This window comes from Streptomyces sp. 6-11-2, from assembly GCF_006540305.1.
GTDB lineage: Bacteria > Actinomycetota > Actinomycetes > Streptomycetales > Streptomycetaceae > Streptomyces.
The window spans coordinates 1064905-1088378 of the sequence record NZ_BJOR01000001.1 but is presented as its reverse complement, the minus strand read 5'-3'; the positions used below and the strand labels follow the sequence as shown (position 1 = coordinate 1088378).

17 protein-coding genes are annotated in these 23474 nt (G+C 72.7%); 9 read left to right on the top strand and 8 right to left on the bottom strand.

Annotated features, from left to right (window positions below):
* Positions 1 to 50 precede the first annotated feature (50 nt).
* Together TNCT6_RS04310 and TNCT6_RS04305 are read left to right on the top strand one after the other, a co-directional pair.
* Entirely contained in the window at positions 51 to 1301 is a 1251-nt protein-coding gene (locus TNCT6_RS04310; RefSeq protein ID WP_141356717.1) for an aminotransferase class I/II-fold pyridoxal phosphate-dependent enzyme, read from the top strand.
* Positions 1298 to 2368 (top strand): MBL fold metallo-hydrolase, encoded by a 1071-nt coding sequence (locus TNCT6_RS04305; protein ID WP_141356715.1) that lies wholly within the window; start codon positions 1298 to 1300, stop codon positions 2366 to 2368. Before TNCT6_RS04310 ends, TNCT6_RS04305 begins: the two co-directional genes overlap by 4 nt.
* A gap of 36 nt (positions 2369 to 2404) precedes the next feature.
* Here the strand turns inward: TNCT6_RS04305 and TNCT6_RS04300 are convergent, their stop codons facing one another.
* Complete coding sequence (locus TNCT6_RS04300) at positions 2405 to 3046, bottom strand: DedA family protein (protein ID WP_141356713.1); 642 nt, start codon at positions 3044 to 3046, stop codon at positions 2405 to 2407.
* A complete protein-coding gene (locus TNCT6_RS04295) occupies positions 3043 to 3816 on the bottom strand; it encodes an MBL fold metallo-hydrolase (protein ID WP_172632802.1) in 774 nt (257 codons plus the stop codon). Before TNCT6_RS04295 ends, TNCT6_RS04300 begins: the two co-directional genes overlap by 4 nt.
* Before the next feature lie 85 nt (positions 3817 to 3901).
* Here TNCT6_RS04295 and TNCT6_RS04290 point away from each other — a divergent pair, with 85 nt between their 5' ends.
* Together TNCT6_RS04290 and TNCT6_RS04285 are read left to right on the top strand one after the other, a co-directional pair.
* Positions 3902 to 4339 carry a hypothetical protein gene (locus TNCT6_RS04290; protein WP_141356709.1) on the top strand — a complete coding sequence of 146 codons (438 nt, stop codon included), beginning with the start codon at positions 3902 to 3904 and terminating at the stop codon, positions 4337 to 4339.
* 377 nt (positions 4340 to 4716) lie between these two features.
* Entirely contained in the window at positions 4717 to 6789 is a 2073-nt protein-coding gene (locus tag TNCT6_RS04285; protein WP_141356707.1) for a phage holin family protein, read from the top strand.
* 16 nt (positions 6790 to 6805) lie between these two features.
* Here TNCT6_RS04285 and TNCT6_RS04280 read toward each other — a convergent pair whose 3' ends face one another.
* Complete coding sequence (locus tag TNCT6_RS04280) at positions 6806 to 9583, bottom strand: VWA domain-containing protein (protein ID WP_141356705.1); 2778 nt, start codon at positions 9581 to 9583, stop codon at positions 6806 to 6808.
* On the bottom strand, positions 9573 to 10352 hold the full coding sequence (locus TNCT6_RS04275) for a type IV pilus biogenesis/stability protein PilW (protein ID WP_253266022.1): 780 nt from the start codon (positions 10350 to 10352) through the stop codon (positions 9573 to 9575). Before TNCT6_RS04275 ends, TNCT6_RS04280 begins: the two co-directional genes overlap by 11 nt.
* Positions 10353 to 10514: 162 nt before the next feature.
* Between TNCT6_RS04275 and TNCT6_RS04270 the strand changes: the two genes are divergently transcribed.
* Positions 10515 to 10940, top strand: coding sequence for an OsmC family protein (locus tag TNCT6_RS04270; RefSeq protein WP_141356703.1), 426 nt, complete (start codon positions 10515 to 10517; stop codon positions 10938 to 10940).
* A gap of 152 nt (positions 10941 to 11092) precedes the next feature.
* Positions 11093 to 12955, top strand: coding sequence for a molecular chaperone DnaK (dnaK, locus tag TNCT6_RS04265; RefSeq protein ID WP_141356701.1), 1863 nt, complete (start codon positions 11093 to 11095; stop codon positions 12953 to 12955).
* Between the two features lie 237 nt (positions 12956 to 13192).
* On the opposite strand, the gene TNCT6_RS04260 is transcribed toward dnaK, so the two are convergent.
* Both TNCT6_RS04260 and TNCT6_RS04255 read right to left on the bottom strand, forming a co-directional pair.
* Positions 13193 to 14056, bottom strand: a complete 864-nt coding sequence (locus tag TNCT6_RS04260) for a helix-turn-helix transcriptional regulator (RefSeq protein WP_141356699.1) — start codon at positions 14054 to 14056, stop codon at positions 13193 to 13195.
* Positions 14049 to 14909 (bottom strand): helix-turn-helix domain-containing protein, encoded by an 861-nt coding sequence (locus tag TNCT6_RS04255; RefSeq protein WP_141356697.1) that lies wholly within the window; start codon positions 14907 to 14909, stop codon positions 14049 to 14051. The genes TNCT6_RS04260 and TNCT6_RS04255 overlap by 8 nt, the downstream gene beginning before the upstream one ends.
* A gap of 29 nt (positions 14910 to 14938) precedes the next feature.
* On the opposite strand from TNCT6_RS04255, the gene TNCT6_RS04250 reads away from it, so the two are divergent.
* From TNCT6_RS04250 to TNCT6_RS04240, 3 genes are all read left to right on the top strand, one after another.
* On the top strand, positions 14939 to 16078 hold the full coding sequence (locus TNCT6_RS04250) for an ADP-ribosylglycohydrolase family protein (RefSeq protein WP_141356695.1): 1140 nt from the start codon (positions 14939 to 14941) through the stop codon (positions 16076 to 16078).
* A 98-nt stretch (positions 16079 to 16176) separates the two neighbouring features.
* On the top strand, positions 16177 to 16482 hold the full coding sequence (locus tag TNCT6_RS04245) for a 4a-hydroxytetrahydrobiopterin dehydratase (RefSeq protein WP_141356693.1): 306 nt from the start codon (positions 16177 to 16179) through the stop codon (positions 16480 to 16482).
* A 31-nt stretch (positions 16483 to 16513) separates the two neighbouring features.
* Positions 16514 to 17257, top strand: a complete 744-nt coding sequence (locus TNCT6_RS04240) for a class I SAM-dependent methyltransferase (protein ID WP_141356691.1) — start codon at positions 16514 to 16516, stop codon at positions 17255 to 17257.
* Positions 17258 to 17369: 112 nt separating this feature from the next.
* On the opposite strand, the gene TNCT6_RS04235 is transcribed toward TNCT6_RS04240, so the two are convergent.
* Together TNCT6_RS04235 and TNCT6_RS04225 are read right to left on the bottom strand one after the other, a co-directional pair.
* Complete coding sequence (locus TNCT6_RS04235; RefSeq protein WP_141356689.1) at positions 17370 to 20066, bottom strand: cellulose binding domain-containing protein; 2697 nt, start codon at positions 20064 to 20066, stop codon at positions 17370 to 17372.
* Positions 20067 to 20266: 200 nt separating this feature from the next.
* Positions 20267 to 23185 carry a glycoside hydrolase family 48 protein gene (locus tag TNCT6_RS04225; RefSeq protein WP_141356685.1) on the bottom strand — a complete coding sequence of 973 codons (2919 nt, stop codon included), beginning with the start codon at positions 23183 to 23185 and terminating at the stop codon, positions 20267 to 20269.
* Between the last annotated feature and the right edge of the window lie 289 nt (positions 23186 to 23474).

Here is a 23474-nt window from a genome sequence, read left to right as displayed (position 1 = left end):
GGCACGACTCGGCGGCGCCACACGGCATCAGGGACTTCGCGGAGGTACCCATGCGGCGGACGGACCCGGAAGGCCACGGCCCCGTCCGCTACGGTCCGTCGGCCCTCCCCGACGACGGACTCCCGGTGCTGCCGGAGGTGTCCGCCGCGCTCGCCGGGGCCGCGAACCGGACCCGGCGCGGACCGATCGGCGGAGACACCGAACTGCTGGACGCCGCCTGCGGGTACTGGCTGCGACGCGGGCTGCCCACCCGGCCCGGCCGGGTGGCGGCCGCACCCGGCGCGCCCGCCCTGCTGCTCGCGCTGACCGCCACGCTCGGCGGCGACGTCCTGGTGCCCCGGCCCTGCGCGGCCTGGTGGGCGCCGTACGCGCGCCTGCTGGGCACCCCCGCCTTCCCCGTGGCGACGCCGGCCGAGTGCGGGGGCGTCCCCGACCCGTACGCCCTCCTGGAGACCGTCCGCAGAGTCCGCGCCGAGGGCGGCGACCCCCGGCTGCTCGTGCTGTCCGTCGCCGACGACCCCACCGCCACCGTGGCACCGCCGGAGGTGCTGCACGAGACCGTCGAGGCCGCCACGGCCGAGGGACTCCACCTGGTCAGCGACGAGACCTGGCGCGACACCGTGCACGCGCCGCACGAGACGGTGCTGCTCAGCCCGGCCGAGATGCTGCCCGACCGGGTCACCGTCGTCACCGACCTTGCCGGCGCCTTCCTGCCCGCCGGCTGGCCCGCCGCGATCGCCCGCTTCCCCGCGGGCGCCCCCGGCGAGGCCCTGCACGCGCGCGTGCTCGACGTCCTCACCGCACTGGACGCCCGCGTCGCCGAACCGGTCGCCGCCGCGGCCGCCCACGTCCTCGGCGAACCCGGGCCGGTCACCGCGCGCCTGGCGGCCTCGGTACGCCTGCACGCGCGCCTGGCGCGGGCCGTCCATGCGGCCGTGGTCGCCGCGGGCGCGCTCGTCCGGCCGCCGCAGGCCGGCCGCCACCTGTACGCCGACCTCGGCCCGCTGCGCTCCGCGCTGGACGCCCACGCGGTCGGCGACGCACAGGAGTTGGAGGACTTCCTCACCACCCGCCTGGAACTGCCCGTGCACGGCGGCCACCGCTTCGGCGACGACCTCGGCGCGCTGCGCGTGCGGCTGTCCACCGCGGAACTCCTCGGCCGCACCGACGAGGAACGCGCGGAATGCCTCCTGTCCCCCGAGCCGTTGGAACTGCCACACGTGCAACGCGCATTGCTCTCCTTGAGGTCGGTACTCGACGATCTCCGCGACGACGCTCAGCGATGGGAGCCTCCTCGATGACGCAGCAGTCCGAGTCGTCCACGTCCACGAGCACCACCACCCAGGAGACCGACGATCCCGCGGTCCCGTCCCTCCTGACCTCCCCGCCCGCCCCGTTCCCGCCGCTGGCCGAACCCCGGCGGCTGGGGGAGCGGCGGGTGTGGCCGCGCGCCTTCCACGACCGGCTCACCGCCCCGCTGCCCGACCTGAAGGCCTTCGCCCGGTTCGCCCGAGAGGGCGCCCTGCGGCCGGACAAGGAGGCCCTCGCCGACATCCCGCTGCTGCCGTACCGGCCCGCCGAGCTGCCCCGCGTGGACACCCGTACCGTCGCCGTCACCTGGGCGGGGCACGCGAGCTGGGTGATCCGGATCGGCGGGCTCACCGTGCTGACCGACCCGGTGTGGTCCCGCCGCATCATCGGCACCCCGGCCCGGGTCACGCCCGTCGGCGTGGCCTGGGAGGCGCTGCCGCCCGTCGACGCGGTCGTCGTCAGCCACAACCACTACGACCATCTGGACGCGCCCACCCTGCGCCGACTCCCGCGCGACACCCTGGTGTTCGTGCCGGCCGGACTCGGCCGCTGGTTCCAGCGGCGCCGGTTCACCAGCGTCACCGAACTGGACTGGTGGGAGGCGGCCGAACTGTCCGGAGTCCGCGTCGACTTCGTCCCCGCCCACCACTGGTCCAAGCGCACCCTCACCGACACCTGCCGCAGTCTGTGGGGCGGCTGGGTGCTCACCGACCCCGAGGGGCAGCGCGTGTACTTCGCCGGCGACACGGGCTACGGCCACTGGTTCTCCCGCATCGGCCGCCGCTACCCCGGCATCGACCTGGCCCTGCTCCCCATCGGCGCCTACGACCCCCGCTGGTGGCTCAGCGACGTCCACTGCGACCCGGAGGAAGCCGTCCAGGCCGTGCAGGACCTCGGCGCCCGGCACATGGCGCCCATGCACTGGGGCACCTTCGTCCTCTCCGCCGAACCCCTCCTGGAACCCCTGACCCGGGTCCGCAGAGCCTGGCAGGAGGCCGGCCTTCCCCGGGAACGGCTGTGGGACCTGCCGGTGGGCGCCTCCCGGGTCCTGGAGTAGCGGCGGGGCGGGAGCGGCTCGCCGCCCCTGCCGAGGTCAGTGCGAGCGGTGGACCGGGATCAGCCGGCGCAGGCGCCGCCAGACGGAGGGTGCGGCGCCCAGCAGGACGGTCACCGCGATCGCGCTGACCACGCCTTCCCAGGGCTCCGCGAACAGGGAGCCGCCGAGGATGCCGATCAGCTGGTACGTCACCGCCCAGGCCAGGCACGCGGGGAGGTTGCCGCGGGAGAAGCGGCGCAGCGGCCACTTCGCCAGCAGGCAGGCCAGCATCACCGGTATGCGGCCCGCCGGGACGAGACGGGACAGGACCAGCACCGCGACCCCGTGCTCGGTCAGCTTGCGCTGCGCCTGCGCCAGCCGGTCCTCCGGGGCGCGCGTGCGGATCGCCTCCAGCCAGCGCGATCCGTTCCTCGACCCCAGCCCGCGCCGCCCCAGCCAGTACAGCGCCGCGTCCCCGAGGAACGCGGCCAGCGACGCCGTCAGGAACACCAGCGCCAGCGAGAACGGCGCCGTCTGGTGCAGGGCGACCACCGCCGCCGAACTGACCAGCGCGCCCGTCGGCACCACCGGCACCAGCGCCCCGATCAGCACCAGGAGGAACAGTGAGGGATACCCGAGCGCCTGCTGGGTGGACTCCGGCGGCACCACCGAGGTCACGGCGGCGGCGATCCGTATCACCGGGCGCCCTCCAGGCGCACGCTCTCCCCGTGCCCGAGCCGGTGCACCGCGACCCCCGGCGCACGCTCGGCGGCGAGGCGCGCGAATTCGTCACCCGGCGCATGAAACTCATGGGGGCGCACGGCGTCCATCCCGATCGGCCAGTACGTGCCGTAGTGCACCGGCACTGCGCTCCCCGGCGCCAGCCGGGCCAGCGCCTGCGCCGCCCGTCCCGCGTCCAGATGCCCCGCGCCGAGGTACGGTCCCCAGCCGCCCACCGGCAGCAGCGCCGCGTCGACCGGGCCGACCTCCTCGGCCATCGTCTCGAACAGGCCGGTGTCCCCGGCGAAGTACGTCCGCGCCTCGCCCTCGACGACGTAGCCGAGCGCCGGCGAGCGGTGCCGCCCGACCGGCAGCCGCCGCCCGTCGTGCCGGGCCGGCACCGCCCGTACGACGACACCGCCGACCTCGACCCGGTCACCGGGCGTCACCTCGGTGATCCGCAGGTGGGCGAGCCGGCGCAGACCCGCGACCGCCCCGAGTGCGCCCCGGGGTACCAGCAGGCGCGTGCCCGGCTCCAGCCGGGCCAGCGAGGGTACGTGCAGATGGTCGGCGTGCAGATGGGAGATCAGGGCCACGTCCGCGTGCCAGGCGGTGGGCGGCGGCGGCGCGCCGCGGCGGCGGCGCAGGTGCGCGAGCCGGCGGGCGAACAGGGGATCGGTCAGCACGCGGACGTCCGAGTCCTCGACCGTGCAGGTGGCGTGACCCCACCAGGTGATCTCCACCGGCACTCCTTTGCCTCCTTCGTGCGACTCCCCCTGAGCCTACGGGCAGGAGTAGGGTCGGCGGCGGAAACCCGGAGGTGAGGGGGACGCCATGGGAGAAGTGCGGGATGCCCTCGGCGGGGGCGCTCCGGCGGCCGTCCGCGTCACGGCGATCGCGAGCCTGACACCCCTGGAGGAGCTGAACGACGACCCCTTCCTGGTGGACTCGCGCAGCCAGCACGCGATGTGCGCCCGCTGGGCGGCCGAGCGCGGCTACGTGATCGCGCGGGAACTGCTCGTCCGGGGGCTGCGGGCCGACCACTGCGCCCTGTGGGAGGGAGTGCGCCCGGGCGTGGACCTGTTCGTCGCGCCCAGCCGGCGGGTGCTGGAGCGGGCGCTGTCCTCCGTGGAGGAGTTCACCGCGGAGTGCGCGCGACGCGGGGTCCGGGTGGAGACGGTGGGCCAGGCCGAGCCGGCGTACGACGCGCAGATGAAGGCCCACGTGCACCGCCGCCTCTCCATGCCGACCGCCGGCTACGACGGCCGCTGACCAAGCCCCCCCGGCCCCCCACCCTCCACCGACGACGGCCCGGCCGCACGGGCCGATCGCCGCGCACCAGCCGGTCGGCTCCGTCGTACGCCGGTGCTGTGAGCGGGGCGGTCGTGCGAGCGGGGCGGTCGTGCGGCGGCGGGCCAGGGCGGCGAAAGGGGGAGTGGCCGGCTCCGGCGGGCCGGGATCCGGCGCGTCCGACCGCTCGGCGCCGTCGGCGTGGCGGGGCCGAGGGTGGGTGCGTCGGCGAACGCCGGCGGCGGGTGCGTGCTGATGGGTGTTACCGCAGGTCACGGGGGTTTATGGGGGTGTATGACAAGCTGGAGTCGGTCCGCGTGGAGGCGCGGGGCGGGGGCGGGAACGGAGGATGTGCCGGCATGGGTGGCGGGCGGCGGTGGCGGCGGGTCGCCAGTCAGGTCGGGCGCAGTGTCGCGGTGTGGGCCGTCTCCACGGTCACCCTGCTCGTGCTCGCCGGGATCCTGCCGGACTTCCGGTTGCAGTCGCCCGACGGCGACAGCGCCACCACCGTCGCCGTGACCGCCGCGCTCGGCGCGGGAGCCTTCGGTGTGCTGTCCGCCGTGGTGTGGCCGCTGCTCGTCCGGCTGCTGCTGCTCGTGCCCGCGCTGGTCCTCGGGCTGCTGGTGTTCTTCCTCAACGGCTCACTGCTCCTGCTGGCCCTGCGCATCACCCCCTCCGGCCAGGCCGAGGCGGCCCCCGAGACCGCCGTCATCGTGGCCGCGGTGATGTCCGCGGTCGCCTCCGCCACCGGCGCAGCCCTCGCCGTGCGCGACGACGACGCCTACCGGCGCCGGCTCCACCGGCTCGCCGACCGCCGCCGCAGACGGCTGGCACCCTGCTCGTCGACCCCCGGCACCGTCGTCGTCCAACTCGACGGCGTCGGTCACGACGTGCTGCGGGACGCGGTGGACGAGGGTCTGATGCCGACCGTCGCCCGATGGCTCGGCGCCGACGAGGGGCAGGCCACCCACCGGCTCACCCCCTGGCGCACCGACTGGTCCAGCCAGACCGGCGCCAGCCAGCTCGGCATCCTGCACGGAACCAACCACGACGTCCCCGCCTTCCGCTGGTACGAGAAGGACACCGGAGAGGTGATGGTCTGCAACCGCCCGAGCAGCGCCGTCGAACTCCAGCGCCGCGCCGTACGGCGCACCGGTGACGGCGGGCTGCTCACCGCCGACGGGGCCAGCCGCGGCAACCTCTTCGGCGGCGGCGCGGGCGAACTCGCGCTCGTCCTGTCGGTCGCGGCCCGCCGCGACCGCGCCAGCCGCTCCCGCGCGGGCTACTTCGCCTACTTCTCCGACCCCGCCAACGCCGTCCGCACCTTCCTGTCCTTCGTCGCCGACGCCGGCCGCGAGATCGGCCAGTCCCTGCGCGCCCGGCTCCGCGAGGAGCGCCCGCGTGTCTCGCGCGGCGGCCTGTACCCGCTGATCCGCGCCTTCGCGACGGTCGTCGAACGGGACGTCGTCGTGGCCGCGGTGATGGGCGACCTGCTCGCCGGGCGCACCGCCGTCTACGCCGACCTGGTGGCGTACGACGAGGTGGCCCACCACTCCGGGCCGCACAGCCGTGACGTGGCGCAGGTGCTGCGGCGTCTGGACCGCTCGCTGGCGCTGATCGAGAAGGTCGCCGAGCACGCCCCGCGCCCGTACCGGTTCGTCCTCCTGTCCGACCACGGACAGAGCCCCGGCGAGACCTTCCGCTCCCGCTACGGTCTGACCCTGGGCGACCTGGTCCGGGCCGGCTGCGGCCTGCCCGTGCCGCGCCGGGCGGGAAGGACGCGCAGTGGCGCCGAGGCGCGGGCCGCCGTACGGGCTGCGCTCGGCCGCCCGGTCGAGGAGAGCGGTGAGGACCGGCGCCCCTCCCGCCGCTCGGAGCCCGTCGTGCTGGCCTCCGGCAACCTCGGCCTGGTCTCCTTCCCGGACGTGCCGCACCGCATGAGCCAGGAGGAGATCGACGCCCGCCACCCCGCGCTGCTGTCCACGCTCGCCGACCACCCGGGCGTCGGCTTCCTGCTCGTGCGCAGCGAGGAGCACGGCGGTGTCGTGCTCGGCGCGCGCGGCGTACGGATACCGCTGGCCGAACTCGACACCGACCCCGGCCCGCTGGCGCTCTTCGGTCCCGGTGCCGCCGACGCCGTACGCCGCACCCACTCCTTCCCGCACACCGCCGACATCATGGTCAACTCCAGCCACGACCCGGCCGACGGAGAGGTCCTCGCCTTCGAGGAGCAGATCGGTTCCCACGGCGGCCTCGGCGGCGCGCAGGGTCGCCCGTTCCTGCTGTCGCCGCTCGACTGCTCCCCGCCGGTCCGGGAGGGCGAGGACCTCGTCGGCGCCGAGCATGTCCACCGCGTGCTGCGGCGCTGGCTGCACGAGGCCGCCGGGACCGGGGCGCCGCTCACCGCGGAACCGGAGGAACGGGCCGCCTGACCCCCGGTGCCGCCGGTCAGTGGTGCGGCCAGAAGCCCGAGCGGACCCGGCCGAAGTCGCTCATCATCATGACCGCGGGCGCCATGCCGCCCGGTCCGTGCGGCTGGTCGCTGAACGACACCACCGTGTCCAGCGAGCCGGTCAGCGTGATCAGCTTCTGGAGGGTGACCTGGTCGTCGCGGAACTCCCGTGCCGGCAGCCGGCTGTGCGCGGCCCGCAGCACCTGGATGTGCTGTTTCAGGCGCTTCGTCGCCGCGTCGCGGTCGCGGTCGTACAGGTCGTCCAGCGCGTGGAAGGTGACCTCGCTGGTCCACAGGCCCATCGCGTGCACGGCCACGGTCTCCTCGGTGAGGGTGAGGTCCGCGGCCAGCCCGAGTTCGTGCCGGTGTCCCTCGCGCGTGACGGTGTCGACGTACTGCACGGCCCCGGTGCCCAGGGGGTGCGGCTCGCGGCCCGGCGGCACGGTCAGTTCGAGGACGATCCAGTACGTCTCCCCGAACGCGAGGTCGGGCGCGAAGATGCGGATGCCGGTCTCTTCGGCGATGAGGTCCGGGAGGGCCTCGGCGCCGTAGTCCTGCCGTGCGCGCTCGGCCGCCTGGGCCGCCTCCCGCAGCACCGCCGCCCGGGCGCGCGGGTCGGTGATCAGGTCGTGGCCGTACAGGTGGCGGATCTCCACGTCCGGGGCGATGTCGAGGCGGAGCTGGATGTCGATGGCGGCCAGATGGTCGCGCCGCTTGAGGTCGGCGAGCAGGTCCGTGCCCACCTGCTCGGGACGGGTGACGAACGTCGCGTGACCGCCGGCCAGCCCGGCCAGCGCCGCCAGTTCGGGCATCCGGGCGTCGGAGCCGAAGCCGAAGCACGACACGGTGAGGTCGCCGCGGAGCTTGGCCGCGATGTTCGTGCGGATCCGGACCCAGTCCCGTTCGCCGGAGGTCGGGCCGCCGTCGGAGAAGAGGTACAGGCAGTTGACCGTGCGCCCGCCGAGGGCGTTCCGGCCGATCTCGTCGATGCCGTACTGCACACCGAGGTTGATGTCCGTGCCGCCGCCGGCTCTCAGCCCGGCCACCACCTGGGCGAAGCGCTCGCGCGGCAGCTCCCGCTTGGCGGTGGCGGGCAGCACCGTGCGGACGTGGTGCTCGAAGGTGATGACGCCCAGGCAGTCCGTCGGCCGCAGTCGGTCGTAGAGGGTCTGCAGGGCCGCCTTGACGCAGTCGAGCTTCTCGCCGTGCATCGAGCCGCTGGTGTCCACGACGAAGACGAAGTTCACCGGAAGCGGCTCGGCGGGGGCGTCCTCCGGGGGTGCCTCGCCCGCCTTGAGGGTGATCTCCAGGAAGTGGGTCGTCGCCTCGTCGGCCCTGAACTCGCCCTGCGCGGCCGCCAGCCCGTGGCTGACGCCGACGGCCCGGCCGGGCGGGGGACCGGGCACCTGCTCGGTGCGGGCCGCCACGAAGTCGTCGAACCGGATCTGCTCCTGCCCGATGATCACGCCCTGCTCGATGAGATCCCGCACGCCGAGGGGGGAACGGGTGCCGAAGGCGCTGTTGCGGCGGATGAAGAGTCCGTCGTGGGGGAGGGGCCGGCCGGTGCGGCGGAACAGGGGCGGGCGACGGCCGGCCGGCTGGGCGTCATGGCTGATGGTGCGCCGTTGCGCGGCGGTACCGAGAACATTGGCCGCCGCCGATTCGGGGCCCGTCTGGAAGGGGCCGGGATGGTGGACGAACGTGTGGTCCTCGCCGGACGGCGGTGGCCCGGTGGGCTCGTGGGAGCCCGGCGGAGGTTGCGCGGCGTGCTGCCCGGGTGCTCGGATCTCCCTGTCGAGGGAGGCGGGGAAGAGCCGGTCGGCCTCGTCCGCGTCCGGAGGCGGAGCGCTCAGACGGCCGAGGTAGGTGCTGCCGAGTTCCCGGTAGGACGTCGCCCCCGACCGCCGCAGGGAGAACCGCCCGTCGAGCGGGGCGAACGCCGACCGGATCTCGTGACCCGCCCGCAGCCATCCCCACAACAGGGCGTCCGGGCCGTCCGGGGCGGGCGGGACGATCCCGGGGTGCACGACCGCCGTCAGTGTCAGGTTCCGGCGCACGGCCCTGTGCAGCTCCACCGCCCAGTCCTCGGCGCTCTCCGCGAGCACCGGCCCGGCCGGCAGTCCGATGCGGGCCGCGAAGTCCCGGCACAGCGGCGCACGCTCGGCGCGTACCGCCCGCCCGGCCGCGGCCGGAGCCCCCTCCCGGGGCAGCTCCACCACCAGCAGCGCCAGCCGGTCCTCGTCGTCCGGGCCCATGGGCCCCGGCGCGGCCGGGCCGCCCGGAAGCGGGGCACCCGGTGGGAGCGACGACTCCTCCGAGGACGACGCCCCCGCCGCCGACGAGGCACCCTCCACGCGAGAGGCCCCCTCCGGGCGCAACGCGCCTTCCGGTAAAGAGGCCTCCGCCACCGTGGCCGGTTCGCACAGCCGAAGTCCTGCTCCACAGCGCAGGAGTTGCCACAGCGCGCCGCCCGGCCGGGGGCGCGCGTCGCGCGGGATACGACCGCCGGGGTGGATCAGGAGCACCGCGTCCGGGTGCCGGGCGAGGAGCGCGTCGGCCTCCTCCGCCGAGCGGGTCGGCGGAGAAACCGGGAGCAGGTCCGCCTCGGCCGCGGCGGTCAGCGCCTCCCTCAGCGCCTCCTCCGGTTCGTGGTACGACCCATACGACCCACCGCCGGCGTCCCCACCGCCGGCGTCCCCGCCGGCGGCGGTGGCCGACGGGAGGAAGAGGACCGCCTTCCGCCGCTCCCCGTGCCTGCTCCGCTCACTCCGCATGGGCATCCTCCGTGGTACGGGTGGGAAGCGGGCACCGCGCCTCGAGCTCCGTGCGGGTGCGCACCCCACCGTCGAACATTCCCTCGGCCCGCAACTGACGCAGCCACGCGTCGAGTTCGCGGCTCAAGCCGGTGCTCTCCACCGACAGCCGCGCGGCCCGGTCACGCCGGTCGGGGTCGCCCGCCAGCAGAAGCAGCTCTATCTTCAGCGCGATGCAGTACGGGTCCCGGCCGTCCAGCTTCAGCGCCTCCTCGACATAGCCGTACGCCACGTCGAGGTTGGACCGGACCAGCGCGATCCTGGCCTTCCAGTACCAGAACACGGACGACTCGCGGTTCAGCCGGGACGCCTCCAGGGCGCGCTCCGCCTGGTCGGCCTCCCCGCTCTCGACGTGCCGGCGCACCGTGGTGAGCCTGCGCTCCGCACCGCTGCCGCCGCCGGCCTTCGCGCGGGCGGCCGGGCCGGTGACCACGCGCACCGCGAGGAACAGCACCGCCAGCAGGAACAGCAGCAGCATGCCCACGAGGACCAGGAACTGCCGGACACCCGTGCTTTCGGCGAGGGTGGCGAAGATCCCGAGGATCGCCACGGCGAAGGCCAGCACGACCACGGCCCCGAACAGGGCGGTCGCCTGCGTTGACGTGAGCGTCCGGAACATCCGCCTGCGGATGATGTCGCGCACGAGGTCCCGGTAGAGCAGGTACAGGACACCGAGAGCGATTCCACCAAATCCCGCGATTCCCCCGAGGACTTGGAAGAGTTCGACCATGAAACGGACTGTAGGGCCTACCCCCGCCGTCCGGCAGGCGATTCACACACCTTCTCCGGCAGGTCGCGGCCCGCTCGGTGGTTGTGCGCGGCGCGGATGTGATCGGATGGCGGTTACGGAACCCCGGCAACGGGAACCCTGGCGAAAGGTATGGAACCAACCGTGGCAACCACGCGCACCGCTCACACCGTCTGGGAAGGCAACCTGCTCGAGGGCAACGGCGTCGTCACCTTCGACTCCTCCGGCATCGGCCAGCAGCCGGTGTCCTGGCCGTCGCGCGCCGAGCAGGCGAACGGGAAGACCAGCCCCGAGGAGCTGATCGCAGCCGCCCACTCCAGCTGCTTCTCCATGGCGCTGTCGCACGGCCTCGCCGGCGCCGGCACCCCGCCCACCACCCTGCGGACGAAGGCGGACGTCACCTTCCAGCCGGGCGAGGGCATCACGGGCATTCACCTCAGCGTCGAGGGCACGGTCCCCGGCATCGACAACGACGCGTTCGTCGCCGCGGCCGAGGAAGCCAAGAAGAACTGCCCGGTCAGCCAGGCCCTGACCGGTACGACGATCACCCTGGACGCGAAGCTCGCCTGAGGCGAGACCCACGTCCGACGGTGCCGCGCCCCTCGTCCCGGGCGCGGCATCGGTGTTCCCGGGTAGAGCGGCAGCCGGCGGGTACGCGGCATTGACAACGGCGCACTCAAGTTTTGTGCTGGAGAGCAGGAGGCGCCCGGAAGGGGACGAAGATGGCACGTGCGGTCGGGATCGATCTCGGGACGACGAACTCGGTGGTGGCCCTGCTGGAAGGCGGCGACCCCACCGTCGTCGCCAACGCCGAGGGCGCGCGCACCACGCCGTCGGTCGTGGCGTTCGCCAAGAACGGCGAGGTACTCGTCGGCGAGGTGGCCAAGCGGCAGGCGGTGACGAACGTGGAGCGCACCGCACGCTCGGTCAAGCGCCACATGGGGGACGCGAACTGGCGCTTCCCGGACCAGGGCTCCGTCGACGGCACCCGCTACCGGGCGCAGGAGCTGTCCGCGCGCGTCCTGCAGAAGCTGAAGCGGGACGCGGAGGCCTACCTCGGCGAGGACGTCACGGACGCGGTGATCACCGTGCCGGCGTACTTCGACGACGCCCAGCGGCAGGCGACGAAGGAGGCCGGGGAGATCGCAGGACTGAAGGTCCTGAGGATCATCAACGAGCCGACGGCCGCCGCGCTCGCCTACGGCCTGGACCGGGGCGAGGAGCAGACCGTGCTCGTCTTCGACCTCGGCGGCGGCACCTTCGACGTCTCCCTGCTGGAGATCGGCGACGGCGTCATCGAGGTCAAGGCCACCAACGGCGACACCCACCTCGGCGGCGACGACTGGGACCAACGGGTCGTCGAGCACCTGGTCAAGCGGTTCAAGGGCCAGTACGGCGTCGACCTCGGCAAGGACAAGATGGCGGTGCAGCGGCTGCGCGAGGCCGCCGAGAAGGCCAAGATCGAGCTGTCGTCGTCCTCCGAGACGACGATCAACCTGCCCTACATCACGGCCTCCGCCGAGGGCCCGCTGCACCTGGACGAGAAGCTGACCCGGGCCCAGTTCCAGGAGCTCACCGCCGATCTGCTGGACCGCTGCCGCAAGCCCTTCCACCAGGCCGTCAAGGATGCGGGCATCAAGCTCCCGGCCGTCGACCACGTGATCCTCGTCGGCGGCTCCACCCGGATGCCGGCCGTGACCGACCTGGTGCGGGAGCTGACCGGCAAGGACCCGCACAAGGGCGTCAACCCCGACGAGGTGGTGGCCGTGGGCGCCGCCCTCCAGGCGGGCGTGATCCGCGGCGACGTCAAGGACGTCCTCCTCCTCGACGTCACCCCGCTGTCCCTCGGCATCGAGACCAAGGGCGGCATCATGACCAAGCTCATCGAGCGCAACACCACGATCCCGACCCGGCGTTCGGAGATCTTCACCACCGCCACCGACAACCAGCCCTCGGTCGGCATCCAGGTCTACCAGGGCGAACGTGAGATCGCCGCGTACAACAAGAAGCTCGGCGTCTTCGACCTCACCGGTCTGCCGCCCGCCCCGCGCGGAGTGCCGCAGATCGAGGTCGCCTTCGACATCGACGCCAACGGGATCATGCACGTCTCGGCCAAGGACCTCGCCACCGGCCGCGAGCAGAAGATGACCGTGACCGGCGGCTCCGCGCTGCCCAAGGACGACATCGACCGCATGATGCGGGAGGCCGAGCAGTACGCCGAGGAGGACCGCAAGCGCCGGGAGACCGCCGAGACCCGCAACCAGGCCGAGCAGCTCGTCTACCAGACGGAGAACTTCCTCCGTGACAACGGCGACCGCGTGCCCGCCGACACCAAGTCGGAGGTCGAGGCCGCCGCCGCCGAGGTGAAGGCCCTCCTGGAGCAGCAGGCGGAGACCCCCGCGCTGCGCACGGCCATCGACAAACTGGCCTCCGTCAGCCAGCGGATGGGCCAGGCGATGTACGCCCAGGCGCAGCAGAGCGGCACGGAGAGCACCGGACGGCAGACGGCACCGCCCGACGAGGACACGGTGGTGGACGCGGAGATCGTCGACGACGAACGCGACACCAGGGGCGGAGCGGCCTAGGGTCTTTCGTTTGGATCAAGCCGGATCAGGGAGCGGGGTCTGGTGCCGTGCATCGCAAGGCGGAGGAGAGCGGCAGGGCGGAGCCCTGCCAACCGACGACAACACGGCGAGGCACGGTGCCAGGGCCCGCGAGCCCGGCATGATCCAAACGAGAGGCCCTAGTGCCGTGCCGGGCGTCGCGAGCCGGTGAACCTTTCCGGTCACAGCACTGGGAACACAGGTCGCCGGCGGCGCGGTTCACAGGTTCTCGCGGTACTTCCGCAGCAGCTTGCGGGTCTGCTCGGCGGTGGCGGCGGCGGCCGTCATGCGGTCCAGGACCTCCAGGTGCGCGGAGATCTCCGTGCGGGAGTCCAGGTACAGGGCGCCGGTCAGGTACTCGGTGTAGACCAGGTCGGGCAGCTCCGGCTCGGCGAAGCGGAACAGCGAGAACGGCGCGTACGTCCCCGCGTGCGGTCCCCGCGCGAACTCGGCGACCTGCACCGTCACCCGGTCCCGCTCGGTGTAGTGGAGCAGCTTGTCGAGCTGCTCGCGCATCACCTCGGGGCGGTCGCTCACCGGCCGCCGCAGCACCGTCTCGTCGATGATCACCCACAGGTGCGGCGGATCGGCCCGCTCCAGCAGCTGCTGCCGGGCCATCCGCAGGGACACGTGCCGCTCGACCGCGTCCGGCCTGCGCTGCCCGACCGTCCCCGCCTCCAGCACCGCCCGCGCGTAGCCCTCCGTCTGGAGCAGTCCCGGCACGAAGTGCGGCTCGTAGGAGCGGATCAGCCGGGCGGCGCCCTCCAGGCTCACATACAGGCTGAACCACTCCGGCAGCACGTCGTGGAACCGCTGCCACCAGCCCGGCGCGTTGGCCTCCTCGGCCAGCGCGACGAACGCGGCGGCCGCCTCGTCGCCCACCCCGTAGGCGCTCAGCAGCATCTGCACGTACGGGATCTTCAGGGCGACCTCGGCCGTCTCCATCCGCCGTACCGTCGCGGGGGCCACCCGCAGGACGCGCGCGGCCGCCTCGCGTCCCAGCCCGGCCTTCTCCCGCAGCTCCTGAAGCCGTCTGCCGAGCACCACCTGGCCCACGGTGGGCGCCGCCCGCCGCTCACTCACGCCACGCCTCCCGGCTCTTTCCCGCCCACGACGAGTGAAGGTACTCGACGGTGTCCGGATCGGCGGGCAGGAACGTCTCGATCGCCAGTTCCGCCACCGTCACGTCCATGGGCGTGTTGAAGGTGGAGATGGAGGAGACGAACGACAGTACCCGCCCGTCGTGCTCGATCCGCATCGGCAGCGCGAAGTACGGTGCCCGCCCGGACGGCTCAGCCGTCTCCGGAGCGCTCCGCGGCACCGGGTAGGCCGCCACCTCGTCGTACAGTTCGCACAGCGCGGCCGAGCGGTGCAGCGCGACCTGCCGCTCCATCTGGGCGAGCAGGTGAGCGCGCCACTCGCGCAGATTGCGGATGCGCGGCGCCAGACCGTCCGGGTGCAGGGTCAGCCGCATCGCGTTCAGCGGCGCGGCGAGCAGCCGCTCCGGGATGCCCTCCAGCAGCATCGTGATGCCCCGGTTGGCGCTCACCACGTCGTACGTCGCGTCGACCACCAGCGCCGGATACGGCTCGTATCCCCGGATCAGCCGCTCCAGGCCCTCGCGCAGCGGGCCGAGCGCCGGGTCGTCCAGCGGGGTCTGCCGGTACCTCGGGGCGTAACCGGCGGCCAGCAGCAGGGCGTTGCGCTCCCGCACCGGCACCTCCAGGTGCTCCGCCAGCCGCAGCACCATCTCCTCGCTCGGCCGGGACCGTCCGGTCTCGACGAAGCTGATGTGCCGGGCCGAGGAGTCGGCGCGCAGCGCCAGTTCGAGCTGGCTGATCCGCCGCCGCTCCCGCCAGGACCGCAGCAGCGGGCCCACGCCCCGGGCCGCGGGGGCGGTGGGGGACGCGGTGGTGCCGGACGCGACAATGGCCATACGCACGACCGTAGTCGAGGAGGGGGCGTATGACCGAGCCGTGGAAGCCGTCCTGGGAGGCGACGGCGGTGTACCGCGCCAGAGTGCGCGGCTGCCTGCTGGGCGGCGCCGTCGGGGACGCCCTCGGCAATCCGGTGGAGTTCGACTCCCTGGACCGGATCCGCGCCGTGCACGGCCCGCGCGGCGTGACCGGCCTGGTGCCCGACGGGGACGGCGTGGTGGGCCGTATCACCGACGACACCCAGATGACCCTGTTCACCGTGGAGGGCCTGCGCCAGGCCCACGAGCGCGAGCGGCTGCGGGGCATCGGCGGCGGCTGGCCCCGCCTGGTGCGCTGGGCCTACGAGCGCTGGCTGGAGACCCAGCGCAGGCAGGGCCCCGAGGACAGCGAGATGGCCGGGCCCTCCGGGGGTTCCTACGAGGGTCCGCGCGGCGGACTGATCACCGAACGGTGGCTGTACGCCCGCCGCGCCCCCGGAAACGCCTGCCTGTCCGGGCTCGCCCAGGACTTCGTGCCCGATCCGGCGGCCGAACTCGGCCTGCCCGGCCCGGTCAACTCCGACTCCAAGGGCTGCGGCGCCGTGATGCGCTCGGCGCCCTTCGGGCTGACCCGCACCGACCCCGCCACCGCCTTCGGCATGGCCGCCCGGTGCGCCCAGACGACCCACGGCCACCCCACCGGTTACTACGCGGCCGGCGCGCTCGCCGCGATCGTCGCGTACCTCGTGTCCGGGGACTCCGTCGAGGGCGCGGTCCTGCGCGCGCTGCGGCTGCTCGCCCGCCCCGAAGCTCACGGCTCCGCTCGGACAGGGGGGACCTCCACCGGGCACGAGGAGACCAGCGCCGCTCTGGAGCAGGCCCTCGACCTGGCCGCACAGGGCACTCCGACGCCCGAGAGGCTTCAGCGGCTCGGCGCCGGATGGGTCGCCGAGGAGGCCCTCGCCATCGGCGTCTACAGCGCCCTGGCCGCCCCGACCGTCGAGGACGCCCTGCTGCTCGCCGTCAACCACTCGGGTGACAGCGACTCCACCGGCTCCATCTGCGGAAACATCCTCGGCGCCCGGCACGGCGACCACGGCCTGCCGCACGCCTGGGTGGAACACGTCGAGGGCCGCGCCAGGATCGCCACCCTGGCGGACGACCTCGCGGCCGAGTGCGTGGCCGGCTGAGCCGGGGGCCGGTTCCCGCCCGGGACGCGGCGGCCCTCCTGTGGCAGTCTGAACGGGAGCGCGAGGTCCAGGAGAGGTCCAGGAAGGGAGCCGGTCCCATGCCCGTCGCACCGCTGTCGCCCAAGGAGATCGAGGACCGGCTGGCCGAACTGCCCGGCTGGTCCGTCGACGGGGACCGCCTCACCCGCTCCTTCCGGCTCGGTTCGCACTTCGCGGCGACGGCGATGGTCGTGCACGTCGCCCAGGTGCAGGAGGAGCTCAACCACCACTCCGACCTGACCCTGGGGTACAACACGCTCTCGCTCAGCGTGAACACCCACAGCGCGGGCGGCGTCGTCACCGAGAAGGACTTCGAACTCGCCCACCGGGTGCAGGACCTCGCACCGGGACACGGGGCGAGCTGAGCCGCCGCCGGGACGGGGTGGGGGGATCCGCGTGCTGGACTACGACGAGGAAGCCGAGCGCTACGACGCCTCGCGCGGCGGCGAGCCGAGAGCGGAGGCCGCGGCGGAGGCCGTCCTCGGCTTCGTGCCGCGACAGACGCGCGAACTGCTCGACGCGGGCTGCGGCACCGGCATCGTGACCCGCCGCCTCGCCGCCGCCCGCGCCGGCCTGCGGGTGACCGGAGTCGACCGGGCACCCGCGATGGCCCGGCAGGCCGGGGCACGCCTGCCCGGTGCCGTCGTGCTCGCCGACAGCCGCAGCCTGCCTTTCCCCGACGGTCGGTTCGACGCCGTCACCAGCGTGTGGCTGCTGCACCTGGCGCCCGGCCCCGAGGACGCGCGGGCGATCGTCGCCGAGTGCGCCCGGGTGCTCCGGCCCGGCGGGATGTACGTCACCACGGTCGACAAGGCCGCCGCGCACAACGTCGGCAGCGACATCGACGCCGTACTCGCCTCCCGGCCCCGCCGCCCGGCCCGCGACGACGCCGGCCTCGTCACCGAGTACGCCACCGCGTACGGCCTGGTCCCGGCCGGACACGCCCTCTTCCCGGGCCGCGACCAGGGCCGCAGCCCCCGCAGCACCATCGCCGACCTGCGCCGCGGCTGGTTCGTCACGCTGCCGCCGGGCGAACCCCTCGCCGACGCCTTCGCCGCACGGCTGGCGGCCCTGCCCGACCAGGACCGCCGCCGCCCGGACCCGGTCTTCACCCTGCGGGCGTTCCGCAAAGAGGAGTAAGGGAGGGGGAGGGGCGCGAGGGGGAGTGTCCGCGAGGGGAAGCAAGGAGCAGTGAGCCGGCGGGCCCGCACGAAGGGGCGCGTGCCGCGTCCGGCACGCGCCCCTCCCCCCGTCAGGAGACCGTGCAGGCCTGGCCGCCGACCGTGAAGGCGGCCGGTCTGCCGTTGGTCCCCGACCAGTTCCCCGTGAAGCCGAAGCCCACCGAGGAACCGGCCGCCACGGTGCCGTTCCAGCTCACGTTCCGCGCCGTCACCGACGCGCCCGACTGGGAGTAGTCGGCGTTCCACAGCTGGGTCACCTTCTGCCCGTTCGGGAAGGACCAGGTGAGCGACCAGTCGTTCCAGGCCGTGGAGCCGGTGTTGGTCAGCTGGACGTCGGCCTGGAAGCCGTCGGTCCACTGGTTGGTGACCTTGTACGTCACCGCGCAGGGGCCGGCCGGCGGCGGTGTCGTGCCTCCGCCCGAGTCCCCACCGCCCGTGTCTCCTCCGCCCGTGTCCCCGCCGCCGGTGCCGGAGGTGTCGCCGTAGATCACGCCGCGGCCGTTGGTGGAGACGTACACGCGGCCGTAGACCCGGGGGTCGCCCGTGATCGCCGCGCCGGTCCAACCCCACTGGTGGGCGTCGTCGTTGATCCGGGTCCAGCTCGCGCCCTTGTCGGTGGAGCGGAAGATGCCCCGCACCCCGCCGATCTTCGCGCTCGTGTACAGCGTCTGGTACGAGGCGCCGCTCGCCGCCTTGCCGAAGCCGATGCTGTCGGCCTGCTCGACGCCCGCCAGCTTGGTGAAGGACGCGCCACTGTTGGTCGAGTGCCACAGCCCGTACGCGCCGTCGCTCGCGCCGCCCGCCAGCCAGATGTCGCCCTTCGTGCCCGGCAGCGCCTTGAAGCGCACGCTGTCACTGCTGGGCAGACCCGTGGCCGACGAGGCGGTGAAGGTGGCGCCGCCGTCCGAACTCACGTAGAACTTGCCCGACTTGAAGCCGTAGAAGGTCTTCGGATCCACCCGGTCCGACTCCACGACGGCGCCCGCCGGGATCCCGGCCGACGCCGACCACGAGGACCCGAAGCCCGTCGTGTACCGCACGCCCGTGCCCGCCGGGCTCCAGACGAACCGGCTGCCGTCCGCGGCGGCCGCGACCGTCCCGCCGCCGCTCACGCCCGACGGGTCGGTGCCGGCGAACCAGTTGGCGCCGTTGTCGGTCGAGAACCCGATGTGCGCGCCCGAGTCCGTGTCGCCCACCCGCACCACCGTGTTCGGGTTCGTCTCGGCGAAGTCCAGACTGGTGCTCGTGGTGAAGGTGGGGGAGGTGAACATCATCGACGGGACCTTCGCCAGATCCGTGTGCCGGAAACCGCCGAGGTCGCCCAGCGCGCTGAGCAGCGGTGCTCCGGAGGGCGGGGAGGCCAGGTCGTTCACCGCCGTCTCCTCCAGGCCCTGCACCATGGGGCGCACCGCGAACTGGCCGCCGCTGTCCCACTTGGTGAGGTTCTCGGTGCCGTAGATCGTCGCGCCCGTGCCGTACATCATCCGGTTGGAGTCGAACGGGTCGATCTCCAGCGCCTCCGTCATCCACCCGAGTTTCGGGGCCTGTTCGGGCGGTGAGGGGTTCGTGCCGAAGGTCAGCCAGGGCGTGGACGACACGTCCATCGTGTAGCGGTTGGAGCGGTTCGGGTACGACGTGTAGTCCCAGGCCTGCGTCCAGGTCGCGCCGCTGTTGGTGGAGCGGAAGATCTGCGTGTCCGGCCACCAGGAACTGTAGGCCGTCGCCATGACCGTGCCGGGGTGCTGCCGGTCGAGCGTCAGACCGCTGAAGCCGTAGTAGGTGTCGGCCACCGCGACCGGGCTGATGTTGGTCCAGGTGCCGGTCGCGGTCGCGTACCGCCACAACTGGCCCTTGCCGCCGTCGTACGGTCCGCCCGTGTCGCTGTAGGCGAGATACAGGTAGCCGTTCTTCGCGTCCAGGACGCCCTTGTGGGCCAGGTACCCGGTCGGCTGCCCCGCCAGCCGCTGCCAGGTCGCGCCCGCGTCCGTCGAGCGGTACACCGCGTTGTCCTTGTCGGCGACCCCGGCGTAGACGGTCTTCGTCGCGTTGCCCGAGGTGCCGGTGGACTCGTCGAAGGTGACCCAGACGACGCCCTGGTTGTCGCTGGCGTAGCCGGACGTGTCGCTCGGGTCCTGCGCGTAGTTGCCCGGGTTGGTGAAGCTCGTGACTCGCGACCAGGTCGCCCCCGAGTCCGTCGACCGCCACAGGCCCTTGCCGCTGGGCGCGCCCAGGTACAGCACGCTGTTCTTGTTCGGGTCGATCGCCAGCCGCTCGCCCATCCCGCGGCCCGGCATGTTGCCGCCGAGCTTGAACGGCAGGTCGGCCTTCTTCCAGCTCGCGCCCCGGTCGGTGGAGCGCAGCACGGCGCCGTTGCCCGGGTCCCAGCTGTTCGTGTACGTGCCGACGGCGGCGTACACCCGGTCGGGGACGGCGGAGTCGGAGGCGAGCGAGACGACGCCGGTGTGGCCCCAGTCGTCCCAGCCGACCGAGTCCAGCAGCGGGGTCCAGGTCTTCGTCGACTGCTGCCAGCGGTAGGCGCCGCCGATGTCGGTGCGGGCGTAGGCCAGGTTCTTCTCACTGCGGTTGAAGACGATGCCGGGGACGAAGCCGCCCCCGTCGATGCGGGCGTTCTTCCAGGTGTACGTGTCCGCCGCGACCGCGGTCGGTGCGGCGGGCCGGGCCACCGCGGACGGGGCGCCGGCGAGCAGTCCGGCGGCGAGTGCGAACACGGCCGTCAGGACACGGGCGGTGCGGGGGGTTCTTCGCACGGTGGGGCTCCTCTCGACGGAGGGCAGGAGGCAGGGGGAGAAGCAGGCAGGAGGCAGGAGGCAGGAGGCAGGAGGCAGGAGGCAGGAGGCAGGAGCGGGAAGGACGTGACGACCGGGCGGCTCCCCCCGTGAGGGAGCCGCCCGGTCGGGGTCCCGTCGGCGGATGACGGGCCCCGGTACACGGAGCGTTCAGCGGGGACTTATTCGAGGAGCTCCGCGTACGAACCCATGGCGAGGGCGATGTCCGCCTGCGCCCAGAACCGGTGGTAGGTGAAGACCGGGGCCGCGCCGCCCTTGAGGTAGGACTCGATCTTCGACCAGGCCGGGTCGTTCTTGTAGAAGGAACGGATCGAGGCGAACGTCGACGAGGAGTCGATCTTGTCGCCGTTCGGCATCGTGCCGGTCCAGCCGTTGGGCACGTACACCTTGTCGCCGAACCGGCTGTAGTCGGTGCGGGTCTCCGGGACGGCGATGCCCAGGCTGTCCTGGTTGTTGTTCCACATGCCGTCCAGCAGCGCCTTCGCCGTCGACTTGGCCTGCGCGTCCCCGGACCTGGCGGCGTAGTACGTCAGGGTCTTGGCGTACGCGGCGGCCACACCGACGTCGTTGGTGTAGTCGGCGACGGTGACGTGCAGCCCGCTGTTGGAGCCGGGGGAGGACGCGTTCCAGGTGTCCGGCTGACCCGACCACTGGAGCGTGGAGGGGATCTGGAAGGTGCCGTTGGGGTTGACCGTGGTCTTGGACAGCGCCCACTTGACCCACTTGTCGAGCACCGTCTTCGCGGCGGCGTCACCCGTCTGCTGGTAGTACTCGGCGACCCGCTCCATCGACCAGGCCTGGAAGCCGAACCACTGGTTGGACGGCGGGTCGTGGTAGACCGGCTGCCAGTCGTAGTACATGCCGTAGAAGGTCGACGTGCCGGCCGGCGGGGTGGCGTAACGGCCCTGCCAGCTGTTGGTCGCGCCGCCCGCGATGGCGCCCTCGGAGGACTGGAGCCACCGGTAGAACTCCAGTTGCCGCTGGAGCGACTTGCTCCAGTCCGCCACGCCCGTCGCCGACTTGGGCTTCAGGGCGGCGTTGCTGCTCAGCGCGTACGCGGCGAGCGGGTTCTGGTAGCCGCCGTGTACGTGGCTGGAGCCGATGCGCCAGGCCCAGCCCGCCGAGGTGTCGGTCGCCCCGCCCCAGGCGTAGTACCAGGAGAGCAGGTAGTGCGAGGCGTCCTTGCCGGTGCCGGCGGGGCAGGAGGAGGGCCCGACACAGTTGCCGATCTTCTTGAAGTACTTGTCGTACATCGAGTACCGCAGGTAGTCGCCCATCTTCGCCGCCTTGGAGACGGTGGCCGACACGTCGGCTCCCTTGCCCTGCGCCTTGGCCCACAGATCGGCCCAGTACGCGGCCTGGACGGCGCGCGCGTCGGCGTCGGGGGCGTCGGTGTACTTCCACTGCTTGGCGTAGGAGTCGTCACCGGTGAACAGGTCCAGATAGCCGTTCTTGCCGCCGTACTTGAAGGCGTCGCAGGTGGTCTGCGGCACCGTCTCCCAGACCGACTCCTCGGCGCCGCGCTGGAAGGTGTTGATGTACGACGGTCCCTTGGCCGTGGGGCCGGCCTCGCACTGACCGCCCGGCGTGTTGCCGTAGCCGTAGACGTTGTCGACGTCCTCGATCCAGTGCATGCCGTAGATGTCGTCCGTGCCGTAGGCGGACTTCAGCTCGGACGCGATCGGGTCAGGACCCACCGACACCCCGGAGTCGAGCTTCGCCGGGTACTGGTTGGGCGTGTCCAGCTCGGGCGCGTACGTCGCCGGCTTGGAGGCGGTGTAGAAGGAGTTGGTCGGCTGGTCGGCGTGGGTGGGGATCATGAACTTCTCCATGATCGACCAGGCGCCGTTGAACTTGGACCAGTCGCCCGTCACCTTGCCGTACATGGCCTGGAGCCACAGGAGGTAGCTGTACGCCTCCGACGTGGTCTCGTGGCCGTGGTCGGGCGCCTCCACGATCAGTGTCTCCACCGAGTGGTAGGGGATGCCGTCGGGGGAGAAGTACCCGTTCGCCGGGTTGGTGATCTTCCCGTACAGGTCCAGGAAGCGGGCGTCGTACGTCTTCGAGGCGGCCAGCTCCGTCACGGTGACCGTGGCCTTGGTGTAGCCGGTCGCCGAGGCCGTGAAGACCGCCGAACCGGTGCCCGAGGAGTCCGCGGTGATGGTCACCTTCTGCGCGGTGTTCCAGTTGGCCGGTGTGAAGGTGAGCGAGGAACCGCCGGTCACCGACAGGCCCGTGTTGCCGGAGGTACGGGTGACCCCGACCGTCACATTGGAACTGGGCTGGCCCGACAGCTTGACGTCGAAGGTCCCCGACTTGCCCTGCTGGACACCCAGCTGGGTGGGCGAGGCGACCACCGCGGGACCCGAGGCGACCGTGATGCCGACCGGCGTGGACTCCGCGGAGGCGCCGAGGCTGTCGTACGCCTTCGCCACCAGCGAATGACTGCCCACGCTCAAATTGGAGACCGAGAGCGAGTAGGGCGCGCTCGTGTCCGTGCCCAGCAGGGTCTTGTCGTCGTAGAATTCGATCTTGGTGATGCTCGCGTTGTCGGCCGCCGCCGCGGTCGCCGCGAGCGGTACGGCGGCGCCCTGGCTGTAGACCGCGCCCGCGGACGGGCTGGTCAGCACCGTCACCGGGGGCTGATGCGCGCCGGCGCAGGTGGTGCCGTTGACCGCGAAGCTCGTCGGCGCGGTGTTGGTGCCGCTGTAGCTGAACTGGGCACCGGTGTTCACGGCGCTTCCGGCGGCGATCGTCCCGTTGTACGACTCGTTCTTCACGGTGATCGTCTGGCCGGACTGCGACCAGATGCCGTTCCAGCCGTTGCTGAGCTTCTGGTTGCCCGAGTAGCCGTAGGTCAGGGTCCAGCCGTTGATGACGTCCGTACCGCGGTTGGTGATGGTCAGATCCGCGGTGAAGCCGGAGCCCCAGTCGTTGGTCTTGTAGTCCACGCTGCACTGCAGGGCCGCCGCGTGCGCGGTGGTCGACCCCGTCGACAGCATGGTGAGCGGAAGCGCGAGGGCCGCCACGATGGCGGTCCACAGCCGCCGCGCGCCGCGGCGTCTGCGTCGGGGATGCATGTGCTGGTTCCTCCTTGCGGCTCGGGGGAGGTGGGGGAGGAGCGTCAAGCCGTGAACCAGTGGGAGCGCTCCCATAGTGCGGACGGGTGTCCAGGGGGTCAAGGTCCTTGAAGAGTCGAAAAGATTCGACGCCGGTCAACCTCCTTTAAGAGGTGTTGAGTTGAGGAAGTTCGACAAAAGTTCGCGCCCCCTCTGTCCTTCGCCGTCACTTGCCGCTACCTTCACTCGAACCAGTGGGAGCGATTCCATCAGTCGACGCGGCCGTCACGGCGCGCCAGAGCTGCAAGGA